General features: G+C 72.7%; 10 protein-coding genes. 5 read left to right on the top strand and 5 right to left on the bottom strand.

The window, feature by feature from the left end; genetic code table 11:
- Positions 1-151: 151 nt before the first annotated feature.
- On the bottom strand, positions 152-1,345 hold the full coding sequence (locus ACGF3J_RS10995; protein WP_393853959.1) for an MFS transporter: 1,194 nt from the start codon (positions 1,343-1,345) through the stop codon (positions 152-154).
- 217 nt (positions 1,346-1,562) lie between these two features.
- Between ACGF3J_RS10995 and ACGF3J_RS10990 the strand changes: the two genes are divergently transcribed.
- Positions 1,563-1,958, top strand: a complete 396-nt coding sequence (locus ACGF3J_RS10990) for a Rid family hydrolase (protein ID WP_161330886.1) — start codon at positions 1,563-1,565, stop codon at positions 1,956-1,958.
- A 474-nt stretch (positions 1,959-2,432) separates the two neighbouring features.
- Here ACGF3J_RS10990 and ACGF3J_RS10985 read toward each other — a convergent pair whose 3' ends face one another.
- Positions 2,433-3,845, bottom strand: coding sequence for a cation:dicarboxylate symporter family transporter (locus ACGF3J_RS10985; RefSeq protein ID WP_161327952.1), 1,413 nt, complete (start codon positions 3,843-3,845; stop codon positions 2,433-2,435).
- A 510-nt stretch (positions 3,846-4,355) separates the two neighbouring features.
- Between ACGF3J_RS10985 and ACGF3J_RS10980 the strand changes: the two genes are divergently transcribed.
- Together ACGF3J_RS10980 and ACGF3J_RS10975 are read left to right on the top strand one after the other, a co-directional pair.
- Positions 4,356-5,978, top strand: coding sequence for a PP2C family protein-serine/threonine phosphatase (locus ACGF3J_RS10980; protein ID WP_393853958.1), 1,623 nt, complete (start codon positions 4,356-4,358; stop codon positions 5,976-5,978).
- Complete coding sequence (locus tag ACGF3J_RS10975; protein ID WP_393853957.1) at positions 5,975-7,054, top strand: B12-binding domain-containing protein; 1,080 nt, start codon at positions 5,975-5,977, stop codon at positions 7,052-7,054. Before ACGF3J_RS10980 ends, ACGF3J_RS10975 begins: the two co-directional genes overlap by 4 nt.
- A 148-nt stretch (positions 7,055-7,202) precedes the next feature.
- Here the strand turns inward: ACGF3J_RS10975 and ACGF3J_RS10970 are convergent, their stop codons facing one another.
- The 3 genes from ACGF3J_RS10970 to ACGF3J_RS10960 form a co-directional block, all read right to left on the bottom strand.
- Positions 7,203-8,024 (bottom strand): alpha/beta fold hydrolase, encoded by an 822-nt coding sequence (locus ACGF3J_RS10970; protein WP_393853956.1) that lies wholly within the window; start codon positions 8,022-8,024, stop codon positions 7,203-7,205.
- A gap of 203 nt (positions 8,025-8,227) precedes the next feature.
- Entirely contained in the window at positions 8,228-9,175 is a 948-nt protein-coding gene (locus ACGF3J_RS10965) for an endo-beta-N-acetylglucosaminidase H (protein ID WP_161330401.1), read from the bottom strand.
- 102 nt (positions 9,176-9,277) lie between these two features.
- A complete protein-coding gene (locus ACGF3J_RS10960) occupies positions 9,278-10,006 on the bottom strand; it encodes a TetR/AcrR family transcriptional regulator (protein ID WP_393853955.1) in 729 nt (242 codons plus the stop codon).
- Between the two features lie 98 nt (positions 10,007-10,104).
- On the opposite strand from ACGF3J_RS10960, the gene ACGF3J_RS10955 reads away from it, so the two are divergent.
- Together ACGF3J_RS10955 and ACGF3J_RS10950 are read left to right on the top strand one after the other, a co-directional pair.
- Positions 10,105-11,604 carry an APC family permease gene (locus ACGF3J_RS10955; RefSeq protein WP_161330399.1) on the top strand — a complete coding sequence of 500 codons (1,500 nt, stop codon included), beginning with the start codon at positions 10,105-10,107 and terminating at the stop codon, positions 11,602-11,604.
- A gap of 49 nt (positions 11,605-11,653) precedes the next feature.
- Positions 11,654-13,297 carry an amidohydrolase gene (locus ACGF3J_RS10950; RefSeq protein ID WP_393853954.1) on the top strand — a complete coding sequence of 548 codons (1,644 nt, stop codon included), beginning with the start codon at positions 11,654-11,656 and terminating at the stop codon, positions 13,295-13,297.
- Positions 13,298-13,443: the final 146 nt, after the last annotated feature.

Here is a 13,443-nt window from a genome sequence, read left to right as displayed (position 1 = left end):
TGTCCCTCCCGTGCGGGGTGGTGCCGTGGCCGGGGCCGCACCCTCATCCGCAGCGGTTGCGGCCGGATGCCTCGCCCGGCTCGTACGGACCTCGCGGGGGCGTCCTGCCCGGGCAGGGCGGGCGCCAGAGCCGTGGGAGCGGGCGGTGGTCCTACGCAGACGCTGCGAGCGAGGCGGTCCGGCGGCCGAGGGCGCGCATCGCCACGGCGCCGGCGAGCGGGCCGGGGGCCAGCAGGAGGAAGGCGTAACGCCAGCCCGCGGCGTCGGCCAGCAGGGGGGTGAGCTGGATGGTGACGACGGTGAGGGCGAAGCCGATCGCGGTCTGGGCGGTGAGGGCGGTGCCGACGTAGCGCTGGTCGGCGACCTCGCTCAGCGTGGTCGAGAAGACGCCGGAGTCCGCGATCACGGCCGCGCCCCACACCGTGCAGAAGGCCAGCAGCAGTGCGGGCGGTGAGTGGAACAGCAGCGGGGAGAGCAGGCAGCACGCGCCGCTGACCAGGAGTGCCGCGAGGGCTGCGGGCGGGCGGCCGTACCGGTCGGCGCAGCGGCCGCCGACCAGGCAGCCGATCACGCCGCCGATTCCCATGGTGAGGAACACGGCGGTCCCGACCGGAACGGGCAGTTCCGCGGCGCGTCCGGTGGCCAGGAGGAAGGTGGGGATCCAGGTCCACAGGGCGTACAGCTCCCACATGTGCCCGAAGTAGCCGAGGTTGGCGAGGCGCGGCCCGCGTTCGGTGAACATGGTGAGCGCGTAGCGGGGGTTGCGGACGGGCGCGGCCGGTGCGGCGTGCGGGCCGGGCCGCACGAGGAGCAGGGCGATCACGGAGGCCAGGAAGCCCGCGCCCGCAGCCGCGAGCAGGACACCGCGCCAGGGCAGGGAGCCCAGACCGGCGATGAGATGGGGGAGGGTGGAGCCGAGAGTCAGGGCGGCGATGAGGACGCCCATGGTCAGGCCCCGCCCGGCACGCCCCGCCCAGGAGGCCATGAGCTTCATGCCCACGGGATAGACCCCGGCCAGGAAGACCCCGGTCAGCAGCCGCAGCGGGACGGCCAGGGCGAGCCGGTCGACGGACACCGCCAGCAGTACGGTGCAGGCGGCGGCCGCCGAGGCGCTGACGGCGAGCAGGCGCGGTGCCGGGACCCGGTCCGCCAGGTTCAGGGCGGTCGAGGTGAGTGCTCCGGCGACGAAACCGAACTGAACGGAGGCGGTCAGCCACACGGCTCCGCCGTCCGTGAGCCCCCACTCGTCGCGCAGGCTTGGGACCACGGCCGACATGGAGAACCACACGGCCAGGCCGAGCACCTGCACGGACGCGATCGCGCTCCGCTGCAGTCCGACGTTCAAACGGGGTCCCCCTGCTTCGGGATTTCCGGTGGGCACGCACACGGTAGGCGACGGGCGGTACCGGCCATGGAGGCGGGGACGGGCCTCGCGCTCTCCGCCCGGACGATCCGTCGTCTCCGTGTCCTCGCGCACCGTGCCCCCACCCACTCGCGCCGCCGCCCTCGGGACCGGTCGCGTCGGTACATTGACGCTTCGGTCCACGGCGGGAGGCAGGCGGATGAGAACCGAGGAGATCGGACCGCGAACGGTGGGCGGGAAGCTGATGTACAACCGGGCCGTCCGGGTCGACGAGCCGCGCAGCTGGCTGTTCGTGTCGGGGCACGAGGCGCGGGACGACGACGGCGCCATCACGCACCGGGGTGACATGGCGGGGCAGATGAGGCTCACGCTGCGGCGGCTCGGGGAGACCGTGGAGGAGGGCGGCATGTCGATGGCGGACGTCGTGCAGATCCGGATCGTCACCACCGACCTCGACTCGTGCAAGGCCCACTACGACGTGCTCATGGACGGACTCGCGGCGGTGCGCTGTCGGCCCGCCAGCCTGTTGGCGGAGGTCAGCGCCCTCTCCGACCCGGACATGCTCATCGAGATCGAGGCCGTCGCGGTGCGCTGAGCCCGGCGGCACCCGTCCGCGAGAGGCCGCGGACGCACGAGCCGGGTCTCCGCGGCCGAGGCACCCAGCGCCGGGCGGGCGTCGCAGGACGGTGCCCCGCGAGCCGGTCCGGGCCGCCGGAGTCGTCGCCGACCGGGGCCGTCCGGGGGCCGCGGAAGTGCCCGCCGTCCCGGTGACGGGGCGACGCCGGGCCCTCAGCCGGCGAGGGCGGTCAGCGGTGTCGCACCGGGCCCGGGTTCCCGTCGCGGGCGGAGGCGGCCCACGTGGTACGCACCCGGCGGCCGATCGCGTCCTCCGCCCAGTCGGCGTCGCCCTGCCCGTCGGGGTGGGGTGCGCCGGGGCCCCGCTGGGTCACCCAACAGGCCGGACGCCAGGCCGGACTCTCCGGTGCGAACACCTGACGCCGCACCGAGGCGACCGGTCCGGCCCGGACCGGACCGACGGCGAGCCGCCGGCCCGGGCGTCGCGCCGGGTTCAGGACAGCTGTTTCGGCGGGTGCCCGTCCGCGGAGGCGGGAGCGGGGACCGGCTCCTGGTCGGACGCCGAGGTCGATGCCGGCTCCGGCGTCCGCTCCTGCTCTTCCTCCGCGACGAACGCGATCTCGCCGTCGAGGACCTTGCGTGCGCGTTCGTGGTCCAGGGCCTTCTCCCACTTGGACACGGCGAACACGGCAACGCAGTTGCCCAGGAGGTTCGTGGCGACCCGCATGGTGTCCATGATGCGGTCGACCCCGAGCAGCAGCGCCACGGCACCGGCGGGGATGACCCCGAGGGCGGAGGCGGTCGCGGAAAGGGCCAGGAAGGCCGAGCCCGGGACGCCGGCCATGCCCTTGCTGGTCAGCATCAGGACGAGTACGACGGTGATCTGCTGGCCGAGGGTCAGGTCGACGCCAACCGCCTGAGCGATGAACAGGGTGGCGATCGACAGGTAGATGGAAGCGCCGTCGAGGTTGAAGGAGTAGCCGGTGGGCAGCACCAGCCCGACCGAGTCGTCGCGGCACCCCGCCTGCCGCAGCTTCTGCATCATGCGGGGCATGACCGTCTCGCTGGATCCCGTTCCCAGCGCCAGCACGAGTTCCTCGCGGGTGTAGCGCACGAACTTCCACAGGCTCACGCCGGTGAACAGCTTCAGGGCGGCCCCCAGGACCAGCAGGAAGAGCAGGGCCACGGCGTAGCAGACCCCGATCAGCTTCCCGTAGGTGGAGAGGGCGCCGAGGCCGTACTCCCCGACCAGGTGGGCGGTGGCGCCGAAGACGGCCAGGGGTGCCAGGCGCATGACAAAGCCGACGATCGCGAAGATCACGTGCTGGGCCTGGTCCACGGCGGGGAGGATCGCGGGCACCTTGGTGTGTCCCAGGTGCAGCAGGGCGGCGCCCACCAGGCAGGCGAGGACCAGGACCTGCAGCAAGGAGTTCTCGGCGAAGGCCCCCACGGCGCTGTCGGGGAGCGAGTGCAGGAGGAACTCGCTGGTCGAGGGCAGTTCGCCGCCCCCTGTCTTCGCGTCGACGGCGGAGGCGTCCAGGGAGGCCGGGTCCACGTTCATCCCGTCGCCCGGCCGGACGAGGTTGCCGGCGACGATTCCGATCACGAGAGCGACGGTCGTCGCCGCCTCGAACCAGATCAGCGCCTTGAGCCCGATCCGACCGAAGGACTTGAGGTCGCCGGCCTTGGCGATCCCCGTGACCACCACGCAGAAGACCAGTGGGGCGATCATCGCCTTGATCAGCCGGACGAACCCGTCGCCGAGCGGCTGCACGGCCGAACCCGCGTGCGGCCAGACACCCCCCACGACGACACCCAGCACGAGTGCGCCGAGGACCTGCGCGAACATGGATTTCCTGAGCCCTCTGGCGAGACGACGGAGCGGGGACGGGCCGCGTGTCGACATGCTCTACACCCTTCGCTATTCCGAACTGCGGAATAATTATTCCGATGACCTTGGTCGCCTACTATTCGGCGGCCCGGTCCGTCAGGGGAAGGGCCGAGTCCCTGCCAGGTGAAAATTCGGTGGATCCTCCAAAAGGGCCGTCCTCGGGCCAACGCGCGAAAGGCAGGAGGCGCACGCACCCGACGGCAGACCGCCGGCATGGCTGCTGTCGCAGAGGAGAACCGTCGCAAAGGAGAACCGTCGCAAAGGAGAACCGGGCATCGGCTGGCAAGCCCGCCGCAGTTCGACCGACTCCGGTCTCCAACTCCGGTCTCCAACCCCGATCTCCGGGCCGCCTCGCCTGGACCATGGCATGCGACGGTCTACGGCCGGTCCAGGAGGGTGAGCCTTCGGGGGGCGGCTCTCCGGGAGATGCCCTGCGGACGCTTGTACCGTTGATGACAGTTGCCGCCCGGCAGTGACCGCGACAGGCAGGAGGGTTCGGGAGACCCGACGGGTTTCCCGGAGGAGATGGACGTTCCCGCCCCGTTCACGCACGACGTGCTCCGAGCCCGGGTCACCGACCTGGACCGGGTGCCGCACGCCGCTGTGACGCTCGCTCCCGACGGCTCCCTCATCGGCCTCAACACACAGGCCGGACGCCTGCTCGACGGGGCAGGTCCGGCCGCCGTGCCGGCCTGGCTCGCCGAGGCACACCGCCGCCTGCGCGGTTCCGGCGGCGCGGCCGACGAGTGCTGCTCCGGACCGGTCGGTGACCGGCACGTCGAGGCCCGTCCGGTACCGGAAGGCGACGGCAGCGTCGTCTGGTGGCTGCTGGACGTCACCGACCGGGTGCGCGCCGAACGCGACCTGCGGGAGGAGCGGGAGCGGTCCGCGGTCCTCGCGGAGGTCTCCACCGCCCTGGCGTCCGCCCTGAACACCGACCGCTGCCTGGAGCTGACGGTGCGCACCGCGGCGGACCACCTGGCCGACGCGGCCGTCGTCGTCACTCCGGCCCGAGGCGGCCGGCACTCCCTCGCTCTGGCCCGGCGCGGCGGCCCCGTCACCATGACCCGGCGGGCCATCGATCCCACGGCGCTGCCAGGACTGGCGGACGCCCTCGAGGGCTTCCCGCCGGTCACCGCGTGCTGGATACCCCCGGGCGACCTGCCGCCCTGGGCCCTCGTCGCGGAGCTGCCCGCACCCGTGCGATCCGTCAGCGTCACGCCGCTTCCCGGGCACGGCGAGTCGGCGGGGGCGCTGGTCCTGCTCCGTACCGCCTCCAGGGCGTCCTTCACCCCCGCCGAGGAGGAGTTCGCCCGGTCGTTCGCGGTGCGGGCGGGAGCGGCGCTGTCCTCCGCCCGCGCCTTCGCCGAGCAGGCCGACATCTCCTCCGTCCTCACGCGTGATCTGCTGCCGCCGGTCCTCGGCCCGCTCGGCGGCGTCGAGTACGCGGGCGCCTACCGGTCGGCGCAGGACGCCGATCAGGTCGGCGGTGACTTCTACGACGTCCATCCGGGCGCCGGTGACGGGGAGGAGACGCTCGTCGTCCTGGGCGATGTGGCGGGCAAGGGACTCGAGGCCGCCGTCCTCACGGGGCGCATGCGCAGCACGCTGCAGGCCCTGCTGCCCTTCACCGGGGACCACGGGCGGGTGCTGAGCCTGCTCAACCAGTCCGTGCTGATCTCTCGGCACAACCGCTTCGCCACCCTTGTCCTGGCCTCCGTACGCCGTGTCCCGGGCGGTGTCACGATGCGTGTGACGAGCGCCGGGCACCCGCCGCCGCTGGTCGTACGGCGCGACGGCACCGTGCGGGAGGTGCCCACCCACGGCATGGCGGTCGGCGTGGTGGCGCAGGTGACCTCGCGGACGGCCGAGATCGTGCTCGGACCGGGTGACACCTGCCTGCTGTACACCGACGGGGTCACCGAAGCCCGCGGAGGGCCCTTCGGGGACGAGTTTTTCGGCGAGGCGCGCCTGGCCAAGGTCCTCGCCGAATGCGGCGGCATGCTGCCCCACGCGGTGGTGGAGCGGGTACACATGGTCGCCGGCGAGTGGATCCGCGGGGGGCGGCACGACGACATCGCCACCGTCGCCGTCGGCGTTCCCCGGGCCGACGACTCCCCGGCTCCGCAGTCCGGGGACGGAACGTGACCGGGGTGACGCCGGACGCCCTGCGCGACGACCTGTGGCAGGCGGTGGCCGACGGCGACGAGGGCACCGCCCTGGCCCTGGTCCGGCGTGCCCGAAGGTCGGGCGCCGACCCCGAGACGCTGCTGGTGGACGTCGTGGCCGGCATACAGCGACGGATCGGCGCGGCCTGGGCCGCGGACCGGCTCTCCGTGGCGCAGGAGCACGCCGCGACCGCGATCAACGACCGGGTCGTCACCCTGCTCACGACACCGGACGAAGGCGCCAAGCCCTCACCGCCGCGCGGCCGCGTGGTGGTGGCCTGCGTGGAGGGGGAGTGGCACGCCCTGCCGGCTCGCCTGGTCACCGAAGTGCTGCGGCTGCGAGGCTGGCGGGTCGACTTCCTCGGCGCCCGGACACCCGTCCGGCACCTCGTCAACCACCTGCACCGGTCCGCCGCCGACGCCGTGCTGCTGTCCTCGTCGCTGCCGACACGGTTGCCGGCGGCCCACGCCGCCGTCACCGCCTGCCAGGCCGTCGGTACCCCCGTCCTGGCGGGCGGCGCGGCCTTCGGCCCCGACGGCCGTTACGCCCGGCTGCTCGGCGCGGACAGCTGGGCGCCGGGCGCCCGGGAGGCCGCCGACGTCCTCGCGGCCGGACTCGAACGCCCGGGGAACGCCGCGGTCCGGCACCCCGTCGACGACCTGCCGCACCTGGCCGACCAGGAGTACGCCCTGCTCACCCGGGCCCGCTCCCGGCTGGTCAGGCAGACCTTCGCCGACCTGTCCGACCGCCTTCCGGCAGTACGCCGCTACGACGACGAGCAGCGTGAACGCACCGCCGAGGTCCTGGCCCACACGGTGGACTTCCTCGCCGCGGGCCTCTACGTCGACGACACCGACCTCTTCACCGGCTTCCTCACCTGGACGGCGGAGATCCTCACCGCCCGCGGCGTCCCCGGGCCCTCCCTGCTGCCGGTCCTGGCCTCCCTCGGCGAACAGGTGCACGACTTTCCGCGGGCGCGACGCCTGCTGGACGAGGGAGCCCTCGCCCTCGGGGACCCCACGGGCCCGGTGACCGCCGGCAGGAGCTCGCGGTAGCCCGTTCCCGGCGCGGGCGAGCGGGGGTGCTCGTGTCCTGCCCGCCGGGCCGTGCTGCGCGTGACTGCTTGAGCATCCCGGGGGACGTGCGAGGCGCGCCGCCACGGCGCTCGCGTGCTCGCTCCGCCGCCGGTGCGCCGTACCAGGGTCAGGCCGGGGGCGAGGCGGCGGTGAGCAGCGACAGCAGGCGGCCCGGCGCGTCTTCCTGGAGCAGGTGGCCCGCGTCCTCGATCCAGTGCAGTTCGGCGTGCGGGATCCGGTCGCGCAGCCACTCGGCGTACTGAGGCGGGAGGATGCGGTCCTCGCGGCCCCAGACGATCCGCACGGGAAGCGGGATCTCACCCAGCAGGTGCTCGTACGCGACGGTGTCCGCCTGCCTGATCTGGCTGTACTGACGGTAGAAGGCGGCCTGCCCCTCGGCCCCCAGCCAGGGTGTGAGGAACCCTTCGAGGACCTCCGGGCGGAGGCCGGCCTGCGTGGCGTGCCGCAGGTGGCTGGTGACCAGTGCCTCGTGCGCGTAGCCGGGAAGCTGCTCGAAGACCTCCCGGTGCTCCAGCATGAGCCGGAAGAGCCCTCGCTCCCACTGACCGCCGCTCACCGCGTCGAACAGGGTCAGATCCCGGTACTCCCTCTTCTCCAGCAGGAGCGTGCGCAGCGCCACCGCCCCGCCGATGTCGTGCGCGACGACGCTGGGGCGGTCCCGCCCCCAGTGGTCGAGGAGCCGGGCGAAGTTCCGTGCGTGGGCCACCAGACTCAGGTCCTGGCCCTCGTGCCGGTCCGACTGGCCGAAACCGAGGTGGTCGAAGACGAAGACCGTGCGGGTGCGGGCGAGGGCCGGGGCGATGTCCCGCCAGAGGAAGGACGAGTACGGCGTGCCGTGCACCAGCACGATCGGGTCGCCGCTGCCCATGACGTCCCACCGGATCACCCCTTCGGGCGTCTCGAATTCCTCGCCGAGCCTCCAGTCCATCACCGGTCTCCCTTTCGGTCTCCCGTAACTCCTGTCCCTTGGAACCTGCCCGACGCGCCGCGGGCAAACGCCGCGGGCGAACATCGCGGGCTGACAGAGAGGCCCGAGTCCAATCCGGGACGCCGGTGGCCCTCAGGCGCGGCCGCTGCCGCCCCGCCGACACCTGACATCGTTGTCGACAAGGCGGCCCGCCGGTTGGCGCCCTACGGCGTGTACACGGCGTCGCTCCCGTACAGCTCCCTCGTGAACGCCGAGACGTCCGCGCTGCGGTCGGAACCGTCGAGGTTGTAGGTCAGGTAGACGCCGTAGCCCTCACTGACCGTGCGGCGGGCGAGGCTCGTGACCGTGCTCTGCGAGGTACGGCCGATCTCGACGGCCGCCGGGGACAGCCGCGACTTGGGCAGGCCGATGCCGGGGACCTGCCAGGTGCCGTAGTACGGATTCCAGGCGTAGTCGAACTTCGAGGAGACGTCGACGCCGCCGTAGGACAGGCGTGATGCGGCCGGGCCGATGTTGTAGAGGCTGATGATCTTGTCCGGCATGTTGGCGCGCAGTGCCGTCACCAGGTGCACGAACGAGCTGTCGTTGGGCTGGGCGGTGCCGTTCTTGCCGTACTCGGCGTATTCGTCGTCGAAGTCGATGCCGTCGAGGCCGTACTCGGCCACGGTGTCCGACATCTCCTTCGCGAACGCCGAAGCCGTCTGCTGGGACGTGAAGTTGGCGAACCCCGCGCCCTGGTGGTTGCCCAGCACCGAGAGGACGACCTTGATGCCCTTCTGCTGCAGCGGCCGTATCTCCGTGGCGGCGTTGTCGAGGACGCGCTGCACGTTCTCGTTGAAGTGCAGGTAGGCCTTCTTGGAATTGGTGTCGTAGTTGATGTTCGCCGCGAAGATCACGGCGACGTCGAAGGCGTTGCCGCCGCCGTCGGCAAGTGTGTACTTGCCGGCGTTGAGCATGCTGTGGTTGTTCACCTCGATGTAGGCCACCGAGGTCGGTCCCTGCTTGGCGGAAGCGGACGCGGGCGAGGGAGCGGGATCAGGGGCGGGAGCCGCCGCCGCGCCGGTCGTGGCGGTGGTGCCGAGAGCGAGGACCGCGGCGGCCGAGAGTGCGAGGGCGGCAGTGCGTACTCTGCTCCGTATCGGATTGGACATCGTTGTCGGTCTCCCATCGCGTGGCGGCGCCCGACGGGTTCGGAAGCGCCGGGTGAGCCTCCGAGTGTTCCGTCGACGTGACCGAATCCCGGGAAGCGTGCGTCATTTCTTCACGACTTCTACGCACGGACCGCCCCCGGCTCGGCCCAACCGCGCCTCGAACTGGGCCAGAAGGAGATCGAGGGTGTCGGGGAACGCAGAGTGCGCGCCCCCGGGCAGGTGCTCGCGGACGGCGCGGATGTGTGGATAGGCATCCGCGGGCAGGTTGCCGTAGACGTCCTTCCAGACCGTGCTCTCCTGGCTGCGCTGGGCCTCGGTGAGGTCGCAGAGCTGCGCGTCGAGAGCGGCGTGGGCGAGGACGGTGTCGATGAAGGCGAGGTAGAGGCGCAGCGCGTCCGGGGGCGCGAAGCCCGCCCCCAGGAGGATCCCGATGCCCGTGTCCACGGCGCGGCGTTCCGCCGGGCCCGCGGTGACCCGGCCGGCCCTGATCGTGGCCAGGCGCGGATGGCGGAGGACCGAACGGTGCACCCGCGTCCCGAAGTCCCGGAGCGAGGCGACCCAGTCCTCCCCGGGCGTGAAGCCGTCGAGCGAGTCGCCGATCAGCCGGTCGGCCACCGCCAGGAGCACGGCGTCGGTGTTGGCGAAGTAGCGATAGACCGCCGACGGATCGCACCCCAGCGCCTCGCCCAGCCGGCGCACGGTGAACGCGCTGCTGCCCGGCGCCTCGACCAGTTCCAACGCCGCCGTGACGATCCGCTCCTCGCTCAGGACGGTGCCGCCCCGAGTCGGCCGCCTGCGCTTGCGTCCGACGGGGATGCGCTGCGACTCCACCTTCTCGCCCTCCGCCTCATCCTTACGACAACTTATTGACGTAAGTATGGCGCAGTTGATTCATCGGCGCACCCCCTCGCCACGAGAAGGAGCGCACCATGGCCGTTGTCCAGCCGGCGACGAAACCGCCCGGCCCGCAGCTGCGCCGCACGCTGGGCGTGCGCGACGGAATCGCGATCGCGGCGTCCAGCACGGCCGCCACGACCAGCATCGGCATCGGCATGGGCGCCCTCGCCCTGTACGCGGGCCGGCAGACGCCGGCGCTGCTGATCGTCGCGGTCCTGCCCATCCTCGGCATCGCCCTGTCCTACGCGCGGCTCAACCGCACCGAACCGAACTGCGGCAACGGGTACACCTGGGTCGGACGTTCGGTCGGAGCCTGGCCCGGCTTCCTCACCGGCTGGGTCGTGCTCGTCGCCAGCGTCGTCTTCATGGCGTACACCGGTGCCGTCACGGGTTCGGTGATCCTCCAGTTCGCCAACAAGCTCGGCGCGCACACGCTGTTCGGGATCGCGCTCGACCCGGGCTCCACCGGGGTGAGCACGGTGATCGGCCTGCTGGCCCTGGTGGTCGTCACCGTGACGGCCGTGACGGGGGTGCGCTCCGCGACCCGGCTGCAATGGGCCCTGCTGGTCTTCGAGTACGCGGTGCTGCTGGTGTTCTGCGCCTGGGCGGTCGTGGCGGGGGACCAGCCGTTCTCGTGGTCCTGGCTGAACCCGTTCGCGATCGGCTCGGCCCACTCCCTGGCGCAGGGTCTGGTGCTGGCGGTCTTCGTCTTCTGGGGCTGGGACGCCGCCTTCACCGTGAACGAGGAGACGAGGAACGCCTCCGACGCCTCCCGCGGCGGGTTCATCGCCCTGCTGGCCATGCTCGGCCTGCTGGTGTTCGCCGCCGTCGCCTTCCAGCGGATGATGGACACCGGCGAGCTGGTCGCCCAGGGTCCGCAGGCGCTGACCCGCCTCGGCGCCATGCTCGCCCCCGAGCCCTGGGCGTCAATGCCGCTGGCGGCGCTGATGTGCTCAGCCTTCGCCTCCCTCCAGTCCTCGGTGATCCCCACCGCACGCGGCGCCCTGGCCATGGGCCGGGACCAGACGCTGGGACGCCTGTGGACCAGGGTCCACCCCCGCTACGGCTCTCCCGCGGCCGGCACCGTCATGATCATGGGGATGGCCGCGGCCGTCGCGGTCCTCGCGGTCGGCATCCCGAGGATCAACCTGATGATCCTGACCGCGGTCAACTCCATCGGCCTGATCGTCTCCCTCTACTACGGACTCACCGCGCTGGCCTGCGCCGTACGGTTCCGGGGCGCGCTGCGCGACGGCCCGCTGGAGGCCGTGCGCGGCGTGATCGTCCCCGGCGCCGCCGCCCTGGCCCTGTTCGGACTCGGGGCCTTCCTCGCCTACCGCTACGCGACGATGAGCGACCACTTCGCGGTGTCTCCGGACAACGGCTGGTTCATGCTGCTGATCCCGGCCGTCTTCGTCCTCACCGGGCTGATCGCCGCCGCCGTCGCCAAGTGGCACCGCCGCTCGCCCTACTTCGGCACCGGCCGGGGCACCGACGCCGACGCCCTCGCCCTGCCGATGGACGCACCCTGACCCCCGTACGCCGCCGGACACCACCACCCACCTGCCCTGGAGAGCCACCTTGCCCGCCCCCGCCACCGCCGACCTGGTCCTCACCGGCGGCCCCGTCCACACCGTCGACCCCCTCCGCCCCCTCGCCACCTCGGTCGCCGTCCGCGGCGACCGGATCGTCGCCGTCGGACACGACGAGGTCACCGACCTGATCGGGCCCGCCACCGAGGTCGTGGACCTGCGCGGCAGGCTGCTCGTCCCCGGCTTCCAGGACGCCCACGCCCATCCCGTCGGGGCGGGGGTGGAGATGGGCCAGTGCGACCTGTCCGGCGCGGCATGCACGGACGCCTGCGCGGCCGCCGTCCGCGCCTACGCCGACGCCCACCCCGAACGCCCGTGGATCACCGGCGGCGGATGGTCCATGGAGGCGTTTCCCGGCGGGCGGCCGGACCGACGGCTGCTGGACACGCTCGTCCCGGACCGGCCCGCCTACCTGGTCAACCGCGACCATCACGGGGCCTGGGCCAACAGCCGGGCGCTGGACCTCGCCGGTGTCACCCGGGACACCCCCGATCCGGCCGACGGACGGGTCGAGCGCGACGCCGACGGCGTGCCCACCGGGATGCTCCAGGAGGGCGCCATGGACCTGGTCGCCCGGCACGTTCCGCCCGTAACCCCCGACGAGCAACTGGACGGACTGCTGCGCGCCCAGTCCGTGCTCCACTCCCTCGGCGTCACCGCCTGGCAGGACGCCCTCCTCGGGGACCACGCCTCCACCACCGACCCGGCGCCCGCCTACCGCCGGGCCGTCGAGCGGGGCCTGCTGACCGCCCGGGTCCGCGGCGCCCTGTGGTGGGACCGCGCGCGCGGACTCGACCAGCTCCCCGAACTGCTCGCGCGCCGATCCGAGTTCACCCTCGGCACACTGAACTGCCACACCGTCAAGATCATGCAGGACGGCATCGCGGAGAACCACACCGCGGCGATGCTCGCCCCCTACCTCACCGCGTGCGGATGCGCGTCCGACAACGCGGGGATCTCCTTCGTCGACTCGGGGGAACTCGCCGGGATCGTCACGCGCCTGGACGCCGAGGGCTTCCAGGTCCACTTCCACGCCCTCGGCGACCGGGCCGTGCGCGAGGCGCTCGACGCCGTCGAAGCCGCCCGCCGTGCCAACGGGTACCGGGACAACCGGCACCACCTCGCCCACCTCCAGGTGGTCGACACCGCGGACGTCCCGCGCTTCCGGGCGCTCGGCGCCACCGCGAACGTGCAGCCCCTGTGGGCCGCGCACGAGCCGCAGATGGACGAGTTGACCATCCCGTTCCTCGGTGACCGGCGGGCCGCCCGGCAGTATCCCTTCGCGGACCTCGTGCGCGCCGGGGCGCCGTTGGCCTTCGGCAGCGACTGGCCGGTCTCCAGCCCCGACCCGATCGCCGCCCTCCACACCGCCGTCAACCGCCACCAGCCCGGATCCGGACTGCCCGTCTTCCTTCCCGAGCAGCGCGTCACACTCGCCGCGGCCCTGACCGCCTACACGGCGGGCAGCGCCTACGTGAACCACCTCGACGGCACCGGCACCATCGCGCCGGGAATGCTCGCCGACCTCGTCGTCCTGGATCGCGACCCGTTCGCCCACCCGGCCGAGGAGATCGCCCTGACCCGGGTGGAACAGACCTTCGTTGGGGGGCGCCGGGTGCACCACGCGACCTAGCCGAGCCGTGTTCTGAAGCCGGTGCGCGACGGGGCCGGCCGCCACCGATCGAAGGAAGCGTCGTCAGCGGCCGGCCCGGCCATGTGTGGTTCCGCGTGCCCCGGTTCCGGGCGGTGGGAGAAGCCGCGGGAGGACGGGACCAGGGC

Origin of the sequence: Streptomyces sp. NPDC048171 (assembly GCF_043202655.1) — a bacterium.
In the GTDB taxonomy this organism is placed as follows: domain Bacteria; phylum Actinomycetota; class Actinomycetes; order Streptomycetales; family Streptomycetaceae; genus Streptomyces.
This window is presented reverse-complemented; position numbering and strand designations above follow the sequence as displayed.

What these genes read in the sequence shown, in the direction of transcription:
- ACGF3J_RS10985 (WP_161327952.1), bottom strand. Translation starts at nt 3,845, where the DNA reads ATGTCGACACGCGGCCCGTCCCCGCTCCGTCGTCTCGCCAGAGGGCTC.
- ACGF3J_RS10990 (WP_161330886.1), top strand. Translation starts at nt 1,563, where the DNA reads ATGAGAACCGAGGAGATCGGACCGCGAACGGTGGGCGGGAAGCTGATG.
- ACGF3J_RS10970 (WP_393853956.1), bottom strand. Translation starts at nt 8,024, where the DNA reads ATGGACTGGAGGCTCGGCGAGGAATTCGAGACGCCCGAAGGGGTGATC.
- ACGF3J_RS10980 (WP_393853958.1), top strand. Translation starts at nt 4,356, where the DNA reads ATGGACGTTCCCGCCCCGTTCACGCACGACGTGCTCCGAGCCCGGGTC.
- ACGF3J_RS10965 (WP_161330401.1), bottom strand. Translation starts at nt 9,175, where the DNA reads ATGTCCAATCCGATACGGAGCAGAGTACGCACTGCCGCCCTCGCACTC.
- ACGF3J_RS10955 (WP_161330399.1), top strand. Translation starts at nt 10,105, where the DNA reads ATGGCCGTTGTCCAGCCGGCGACGAAACCGCCCGGCCCGCAGCTGCGC.